This window comes from Methylobacter sp., assembly GCF_036845245.1.
In the GTDB taxonomy this organism is placed as follows: domain Bacteria; phylum Pseudomonadota; class Gammaproteobacteria; order Methylococcales; family Methylomonadaceae; genus Methylobacter_A.
The window spans coordinates 1-7,410 of record NZ_DAIUEH010000096.1 but is presented as its reverse complement, the minus strand read 5'-3'; the positions used below and the strand labels follow the sequence as shown (position 1 = coordinate 7,410).

Below are 7,410 nucleotides of genomic sequence, written 5' to 3'. Positions count from 1 at the left end.
CAGAATATCGCCACCTAATCAAAATTGCTTGTACACCAGATTTGACTATATCTCAATATCTACCCCCGGTAGCTCGAATACCCGCCTGTTACAATATGCGCAATACTCCGATCCTTAATATCCTGACCGACATCTGAGGCAGGCATTGATACCGTCATGTTCCGGCTTGAATTACTGGCTAGTGGCTCGATTATCGGCGGCGCTTCGGGGATAGCTGGCGGCGGCAAAAATACTGGCGGCTTTACGGGCGGCGCAGAAGCGACTTGTACCTGGGCGGCGCAGCCTGGGGCCGTCATGAAGCTATTAAGTGACCTGTAAGGATCTGGGTTATTTGCCGCCGCAAATGTATCTGAAGCAACGCCGAAAGCTTCTGGTGCCTTGCTCTGGGTTGGATCATTGGATATTGAGGCAACAGCCGTCTCAGGCTTTTGAATGCTCACCGATCCTTCTTTGAATCCTTCGACCTTTTTCATGCCGTCCATTAAAGCGTTGAACTCATCAGAATTAAGGTCTGATATTTTTTTGCCCTTTAAATCAAGCCCGCGCGAAGCGGCAAGTTTATGTATTCCAGCAGCGTAGGCTTGTGTATCAGCTGTACCTGAATAATCGGACACGGCGTATTTTGGGAGCATTTCCTCTATGGTCTTGTCGCCATGTTTTTTTGTGAGCAGTTTTGCCTTGGCATCTTTACCGGCATCCTCAGTATTGAATATGGCATTACCCCACTGATCCAGATCAACTACGCCGTCGTAAGCTTTTTGGGCCGATAACAATGCCTGTTCTTTGGTTCGCTTGCTCTTAACCGTTTTGTCCGCACTTCCAGCATATTCAAACTTCAGGTTGCCTGGGTTGTTATTGCGCCAAGCCACTGTTCCGCCTTCACGTGTTTCGGTGCTTCCGTCACCCTTATCATAAACCCTGGTTTTTCCTTCGGTATGAAGCAAGCTTTTGATGTACCCCACCCCCTTGCCGACCGTCGTGTTCTCACCAACCCATTGAGCGCCCTTGCCCGCTGCATCGACCCCCTTGTTTTTCAGGTCAACTAATGATGGAATGACTTCATCTGCGGTATATTTGACTACGTCGTCATAGGCGTTTTTAACTTCTGCTTTTACATCAATCCCGGTCTTGTCCTTCACAAAGTTATTAGCCGCGTTGCCAAGGTCTTTGGCTTTGCCCCAGGCATCGGAGAATAATTTTTAAAGCGCCGTCCCAGCCGCTTTTTATCGCGCTGGTTGTTGCGTCCCATGCGCCAACAATCTTGCCCGGTATATCCGCTTCACGAAGTTGGGTTGTCCATTCCCCCATTTTCTCGCCGATAATTTGCCCGGCTTGGTCACCGAAAAATAAACCCGCTGCGCCGCCGACTACCCCGCCTATGGCCGCACCAATGGGACCACCAAAAGCTCCCGCCATTGCACCCAGCTTAGCTCCTGCCATCATGCCGCCAACGCTTCCCGCTAAGCCGCCGACTGCCTTGCCGTCGGCTTTGTCTTTTTAGCCCCGTGTTAGTGAGTCGTCATTTTCAGCTCCATATATGTCACTGGCGGCACTTACACCGCCGATCAAAGCGCCAAGTAGAGGGATTCTTTTAAGCAAACCCTTCCCGCCACGGAGTAACCTTCTACCGATACCTCCAGTGCCGGAAGCAGGTGGAATAGCTTCTGATGATACTGGTGGTATATTCGTTGACAACCTACCGGGCAGTAAGTTTTTCAACAATGGAATTTTCGACAAAACGGCAGTGAACCCGGCAATAGCTGTCCCTAACGCCGGTATTTTCAACAGCAAATTCCCAAGTAATAGGAGCAATGCTCCAAACGCCCCACTGCTACCATTACCGCCGCCCGGATTACCCTCAATATTATGCAAACTTCGGTTGGCCGCCCGGTTAAATGCAGACTCATCCTTTCTGAAAAGGTTCAGTTCTCTAAATATTTTTCTATACCAGCGCTCTTTTTTGTCGCCACCACCAGAGAATATTTCATACCCTCGCGCAAGCGGTTCGGCGACTTCTTTAAACGCTTTTATAGTTGGGTCGGCTTCTTCTGCGCCGGCGGTCGTCGCCGTTACAGCGGAAGCAATACGGTCAGCAAAACCGCTAAGCATTCCTCGCTGAGCTTGAGATTCACCTTCGCCATTAGAAGAAAAGCGTCCGTCCCTGCCTCGATTTGAGCCGGGACCTTCCGCTTGCTGATTGCCAACAAATCGTCCTGAAGCGTCACGGCTTCTTCCGCCTAGAGTAGCCACTTCATTGGAATTTATCAACGATAAATCCCTGATTGCTGGGCCTTGATCGCCACTCCTTGCCCCAGTTGGAGTTGCCACCGAGCTACTGATCCGCGCATTACTGCCGCCACTGGAGGCGCGAGAATGGCCGCTTTCTCGGCTGTTTGTTGATGAACTCAGCATGGCACACTTGATATCAGATATGTCAGTTCTAATACGCCTTAGATGGTCTGATACCCGGCGAATGTCGGTAACGGTATCGCCGATTAAAAAACCTTGTGAGTCGCTTTGTAATGGCATGGTTAAGCCTAATTAATGTTTTGTATTTGATGGAGGGCGGATCTGACTAACAATTGTGTGGCAAGTCAGCATTAGTTGAAAAAAAGCCCCTTCATCAGCTCTGTTTTCAAATTTAATGGTTTTATTATCGAGCGCGCGGACCAACGTTATAAGATCCTGAGCCAATGCTTGATCGACTTCAGTCTGATTGCAGCTGTTGATCGGATCAAGGCGCGACAGCACGACCAATTTTTGGAACGTGGGGCTGTTCTCTAGGTCATCATCGGAGCATGTTATTGATTTAGATTCCATGTTGTTCACCTCCCATGACATCAAGTAACTTACTCGCAGACAATGCCCTTGCTTCAGCCGAAGCCGTTTCATCCTGCATAATTTTTTGAAGCGTCTTTATCGCGATTCGTTTAATGGCTTTAGGTCCTTGATAGCCAACTGGGCGCCCGGCACCAGGTCGGGGGCCGCCTCTTTTTGGTTTTACGATTGCTGTTTGAGTTTGCATGTTGATTGCCCAAGTTTGCTTATAAAATTTAATGAGCTTTGATTTATTTGTGTATTTTTTCAAACGCTAATCGTGCTCGATCAATATACCAAGACGCTCACGCCGCCCTACCAGAGACTGTTCACGCTTAGCGGCTTCTTCAAGCGCCTTGGTATATATCCCGTCCAATACTTCTTTCGGCGGAAATACATTCAAGTTGATTTCTTGGGGATCAATCGTTATTGCCGACCTTCCGAATCCACGATCCAATACCTCACGACAAGCCGATACAATGACATTAGGCGGTGTTTCTTTGTTTCGGATGATCGAGATGAGAGCACTTAAAGCCTCTTCTCCATACTCTGCCGCCGCCTTTTTTTAACTCAAACGAAGTTTTATTCGGCGTCCCAGGCTTCCGTCCAGACCCTGGACGTTTACCGCCCCTCTTGGGCTTATTTGTCATCATTTAAAATTCCACGTTCTATAAGTACCGCTCTTTGGCGTTCCCTTGCTAAAGCCATTCTTTCCACCATTTCGGTTTCTATGCGCTTTAGCATGTCAGCATCCATTTTGCCGCTAACCTGAGCATCTACATAGATAGCGGGCCTGCCGTGACTTCTATCTAAGAGCTTATCGGCGGCATTAACACGCACTGCTGCGGGGGCATTTGTGTCGCGCATTACATCAACGAATACCTGTATAGCCTCAGCGGTGTATTCGCCTGCCTTACCCTTTAAATCAATGGTGGCTTTATTGGGTACCCCTTTTTTACGCCCCGAACCTGGACGTTTGCCGCCTCGCTTGCTTTCTGTCATTTTTGATTTTTCGTTCTATTCATTCAAAGGTTGGAGCGTTTTTAATCAATATCGCTACCGGATTCAAAATCAACCCCCGTCACGTTTCCCCATAGCTTGGGCTGTTCGATTGCTTAACCAAAAAATACAAGCCTGCACATCAGGCGGGTGATGTTTATCAACTTCAATAGCTATTAGCTTACCCTCGCGCTGGATGACTTTCATTTCCTTGTGGGAGTAGCCAATTCCACGCCGATAAAGTGAGCTGGCTACATTGGCGTCTGCCATAATTTGACCGCGCTTTATTGCCTTCTGGAACTTGGGATATTTGATTTTCCAATCGATAAGTTCTTTTTCGTCTATACCAAAGAACTGAGCCAGTTGCTTTTCACTAGCACCCAATGAGCAATAGTTAAATACTTGTTCGCAATATTCAGATTTGAATTGTGTTGTTTTACCACCTGCATTTGTTTCTGTTTTTTCTTGATTCATTTTTATGGTCCTTTTTCTTGCGGCCCGAAAAGCCGTATTCTTGTTTTCAAATATTGATTACTGACTTGATCGAGTCGCGCGACTTAGCCAATTGTTGGGCGATATTGGCGGCTTCCTGGTTGGTTTCGTTAGCCATTCTGAGTAGCTTTGCGCCAAGCCTTAGCTCGGTGTCGAAGCTTGGGTTTAGCGAACGAAACCTGGTAACCAGGTCTTTAAATTCGGCTGTTTTTTGCAGGTTGATCGAAACCGCGCTTTCAATGGCTGAAATATGCTCGTATAGCTGCCGGATGGGGTTGTATTGGATTGACTGGGATTGCCTTACTGTCTTCTCGATTTTGCTTTGCAGCGCCTCGGAGTGGTTACATTGCCACTCGTCGGTAAGGCCAAGCAGATAATCGGTTGAGACTTGATAGGTTTTTGCGGCCATAGAAATCACCCAAAATGGAATCGAATTGGTATCGCTGGCAAGTTCGATCTTGGTCAGCTTGGTTGAATTTGCATAACCAAGCCGCTTTGCAGCTTCTATCTGGCTGAGGCCGCATAATTCTCGAGCAGCGCGCATTCTCATGCCGAACGTCTTGACCAGTTCCTTTGCGTGTTCTGGGGGCTTAGACATGGTTGACCATTTGATTTGTTGGTTCTTGAATTGAATAGCTGTTCAGTTCCTCAAATGGCAAAATACCGTACCGGACCATTTTGCAAGTTGCCTCATGCCCGGCCTTGTCAGCTAGATCAAGGTAGTGAATGACCGGCGCGCCGGCCACCATCTCATCAAAGACAGGATTTAATTCCCAAAACCTAAGCATTGCGTCATAAACGGCTCTAATCGCTGGCGCCAGTACGGTGACGGCCTCGGACAAGACGGCTATCTGGGCATCGTGCTCTATCAGTTTTGCCGCTACTTTGGCTTGCTCTGTTATAAGCAAACTTTGTAAATGGGCTGAAAAATCTCTTTCTTTGCGAACTTCTGGGCATAACTCCCAATCGTCGGTTTGCCCGAACAGGTAATCAATGGACACATCGTACAACTGGGACGCCCTTTTTATTGTGGTTAGGGGGATTGTGTGAATCCCGTTCTCCAGCTCAGTTAGTTCAGTTGCCGGAACGCCGAGCCAGTTGACTGCTTGGTAGTCATGAATCCCGGCCAGTCCCCGCGCCTCCCTGAGTCGGGCCACAATGGTTTTCAAAACTGCGACCTCGGCTTTGTCTTCTGGCTGGACCGGCGTAGTTGACATTGACATGCAGATTACTCGGCGGTCGGTTGATGCTGTAAGTAAGGCGCTAATTTGGAAATATCCAGAAGTGACACGTCATAAAATGGCGCTCCGCCGTTGAATCTTTCGATATTCGCGTATTCGTTTTTTAGCGCGATTATGTTTTGTTCGTGTTGATCGAGCGTGGCCTGTGGGTAGATAATCAGACCTTCAATTTCTTTTGCTGTGAAATTTTTCTTCCGTAATTCTTCGACCTTGCAGTGATAACCATCAAGTTCTAATTGTATTGTTTTTTCTTCCCTGCTGATTTCTTCGGCGATAGAGTAATACCGAGAGCTTGCCGCGACAATTAAGCTTTGTGGGCGGTTTTCGTATTGGTTTTGCGCCTCATAGATGACGATATCAGCCTGGGAAACGAAGCTTTCCAACCACCCTATAAACGTCTTAATCTTTTCATGATTTTCGACGCATCGAACCGATTGAGCGTCAATTTTTTGCAAAGCCGCAATCGCCCGGCTAATCCGCTGCTTGATATGATGGGCTGTTTGTAATTCGGATTTATTAATGCTTTTCACTTTGTTTAGCCTTTTGATTAAGATTAAATGCTTTAGGTTTTGTTTATATTAACCAGCGGTTAATGCTGGATTTATGGTGTTTTCCGAGTGCGCACTGGTGCTGGGTAATTACCCAGCACCAGTGCGGCAATTTTTATTGAACTGTTTTGGGAACGTTTAACCCCTTGGCCGGATCGTATTTTTTTAATTGGCAAATAATTGTGAACAGCAATAGCGCCAGCCGTTTTAGCCCGACATTGTCCAACCAAGCGAGCAGTCTAATAATTGCTCTGGATGGCATGGCGGAGTGAAATTCAGACCAGCGCTCCTTCCGGTAATTGGCGTCGAATTTGCTTAACGCCATCATGATTCGTCGGCGCATCTTTAAATGGCGGCGGGACATATCTGCCATGCAGATACCGGACTGAGTTAAAAACACTTCGCCGCCAGCCATAAAGAACATATCCTTGTCCAGGTGCTCCGAAGAGATAGCATCGATAGCACGTATTACGCTTAGATGCTTTCTTCCGAGCAGAGTTGCCATGTCTTCAGCCGATATAACGGCCATGCCGTTTTTAATTTGTAAAACTGATTCTATATTTTTCATCTTAATCTCCTGCCCTGTTGGGCTTAGTTGGGTAAATTTTTATCCGGTTGTTTTGGAATGCTTGATGCAGTACCAGTTATCGCTGCCTTTTGTGCCTGAGCTGAGCGTGCCGGTTGAGAAACAGCCGGTAACTACGCACTGATGAATAATTTGCGGCTCTATCTGTTTTATTTTGTGACCATGCAGGTTGAGTACAGCTTCATGATTTTTTAGTGCTGCTTCTTTGCGCGCCATCCAGGCCGCCTTGTCTTCTTTGTTTTCGGTTTCTGATGCAGCCTTTGCCTTAGCCAAAAGAGCAAGCGGATCACAGGATATTGTTGGCGGTGGCAATGCGGCTACGCTTTCAGCCTCGGCTTTGTTGGCCTCCTGTTTTTTATTGCGTTTTACCGTCTCCAGGACGCTTTGAACTATTTCCGGTACCGTGGGGGCAGAATTTTTTATTTAACTCGGTACACAGCTCATAGCCTTCGATAATGGCGTTAATCGGCAACCCGCCAAGCTTTTGATACAGCCGTCGCTTATAGTTTTTTAAAACCTCAGCGTCACCGAACTGCTTGATAAATGTTTGACCGTAATCGGCTTGCATTGCATTTAGCATATTCACAATTATTTTTGCTAATGGATCTGATTCAATCCGATTATTAGAAATCGGTTGAGTTCCACTCATCACGGGAGATAGAGCTTGCCTTGTAGTCAAAAACCTCCGGCAAAGCCGGAGGCTTGAAAATGTGAACCGCTCAAAGCG

Annotated in this window: 14 protein-coding genes; all 14 read right to left on the bottom strand. The window is 47.3% G+C overall.

Annotated features, from left to right (window positions below; translation table 11 throughout):
* Positions 1–59: 59 nt before the first annotated feature.
* The gene (locus tag V7051_RS23985; RefSeq protein WP_333879280.1) at positions 60–1,139 is read right to left on the bottom strand and encodes a hypothetical protein; all 1,080 of its coding nucleotides are present in this window, start codon (positions 1,137–1,139) and stop codon (positions 60–62) included.
* A gap of 7 nt (positions 1,140–1,146) precedes the next feature.
* On the bottom strand, positions 1,147–1,443 hold the full coding sequence (locus V7051_RS23980; RefSeq protein WP_333879279.1) for a hypothetical protein: 297 nt from the start codon (positions 1,441–1,443) through the stop codon (positions 1,147–1,149).
* Between the two features lie 54 nt (positions 1,444–1,497).
* The gene (locus V7051_RS23975) at positions 1,498–2,529 is read right to left on the bottom strand and encodes a hypothetical protein (RefSeq protein ID WP_333879278.1); all 1,032 of its coding nucleotides are present in this window, start codon (positions 2,527–2,529) and stop codon (positions 1,498–1,500) included.
* Positions 2,530–2,541: 12 nt separating this feature from the next.
* On the bottom strand, positions 2,542–2,820 hold the full coding sequence (locus V7051_RS23970) for a hypothetical protein (protein WP_333876405.1): 279 nt from the start codon (positions 2,818–2,820) through the stop codon (positions 2,542–2,544).
* Positions 2,810–3,088 carry a hypothetical protein gene (locus tag V7051_RS23965; RefSeq protein ID WP_333879277.1) on the bottom strand — a complete coding sequence of 93 codons (279 nt, stop codon included), beginning with the start codon at positions 3,086–3,088 and terminating at the stop codon, positions 2,810–2,812. Before V7051_RS23965 ends, V7051_RS23970 begins: the two co-directional genes overlap by 11 nt.
* 3 nt (positions 3,089–3,091) lie before the next feature.
* Positions 3,092–3,220 carry a hypothetical protein gene (locus V7051_RS23960; RefSeq protein WP_333879276.1) on the bottom strand — a complete coding sequence of 43 codons (129 nt, stop codon included), beginning with the start codon at positions 3,218–3,220 and terminating at the stop codon, positions 3,092–3,094.
* A gap of 236 nt (positions 3,221–3,456) precedes the next feature.
* A complete protein-coding gene (locus tag V7051_RS23955; RefSeq protein ID WP_333879275.1) occupies positions 3,457–3,819 on the bottom strand; it encodes a hypothetical protein in 363 nt (120 codons plus the stop codon).
* A gap of 69 nt (positions 3,820–3,888) precedes the next feature.
* A complete protein-coding gene (locus V7051_RS23950) occupies positions 3,889–4,290 on the bottom strand; it encodes a hypothetical protein (RefSeq protein WP_333879274.1) in 402 nt (133 codons plus the stop codon).
* Between the two features lie 46 nt (positions 4,291–4,336).
* Positions 4,337–4,906 (bottom strand): helix-turn-helix domain-containing protein, encoded by a 570-nt coding sequence (locus V7051_RS23945; RefSeq protein ID WP_333879273.1) that lies wholly within the window; start codon positions 4,904–4,906, stop codon positions 4,337–4,339.
* On the bottom strand, positions 4,899–5,531 hold the full coding sequence (locus V7051_RS23940) for a helix-turn-helix domain-containing protein (protein ID WP_333879272.1): 633 nt from the start codon (positions 5,529–5,531) through the stop codon (positions 4,899–4,901). The genes V7051_RS23945 and V7051_RS23940 overlap by 8 nt, the downstream gene beginning before the upstream one ends.
* 5 nt (positions 5,532–5,536) lie before the next feature.
* Positions 5,537–6,079, bottom strand: coding sequence for a hypothetical protein (locus tag V7051_RS23935; protein WP_333879271.1), 543 nt, complete (start codon positions 6,077–6,079; stop codon positions 5,537–5,539).
* Between the two features lie 133 nt (positions 6,080–6,212).
* Positions 6,213–6,665: a hypothetical protein gene (locus V7051_RS23930; RefSeq protein ID WP_333879270.1), complete on the bottom strand. Its 453-nt coding sequence runs from the start codon at positions 6,663–6,665 to the stop codon at positions 6,213–6,215.
* Between the two features lie 39 nt (positions 6,666–6,704).
* The gene (locus V7051_RS23925) at positions 6,705–6,956 is read right to left on the bottom strand and encodes a hypothetical protein (protein WP_333879269.1); all 252 of its coding nucleotides are present in this window, start codon (positions 6,954–6,956) and stop codon (positions 6,705–6,707) included.
* Between the two features lie 82 nt (positions 6,957–7,038).
* On the bottom strand, positions 7,039–7,410 hold a 372-nt coding region (locus tag V7051_RS23920; protein WP_333879268.1), incomplete at its 5' end, for a hypothetical protein.

Excerpts from the sequence above, each read along its gene's own strand:
- V7051_RS23945 (WP_333879273.1), bottom strand. The coding sequence starts at position 4,906 with ATGTCTAAGCCCCCAGAACACGCAAAGGAACTGGTCAAGACGTTCGGC.
- V7051_RS23940 (WP_333879272.1), bottom strand. The coding sequence starts at position 5,531 with ATGTCAATGTCAACTACGCCGGTCCAGCCAGAAGACAAAGCCGAGGTC.
- V7051_RS23975 (WP_333879278.1), bottom strand. The coding sequence starts at position 2,529 with ATGCCATTACAAAGCGACTCACAAGGTTTTTTAATCGGCGATACCGTT.
- V7051_RS23955 (WP_333879275.1), bottom strand. The coding sequence starts at position 3,819 with ATGACAGAAAGCAAGCGAGGCGGCAAACGTCCAGGTTCGGGGCGTAAA.
- V7051_RS23980 (WP_333879279.1), bottom strand. The coding sequence starts at position 1,443 with ATGATGGCAGGAGCTAAGCTGGGTGCAATGGCGGGAGCTTTTGGTGGT.
- V7051_RS23970 (WP_333876405.1), bottom strand. The coding sequence starts at position 2,820 with ATGGAATCTAAATCAATAACATGCTCCGATGATGACCTAGAGAACAGC.
- V7051_RS23950 (WP_333879274.1), bottom strand. The coding sequence starts at position 4,290 with ATGAATCAAGAAAAAACAGAAACAAATGCAGGTGGTAAAACAACACAA.
- V7051_RS23930 (WP_333879270.1), bottom strand. The coding sequence starts at position 6,665 with ATGAAAAATATAGAATCAGTTTTACAAATTAAAAACGGCATGGCCGTT.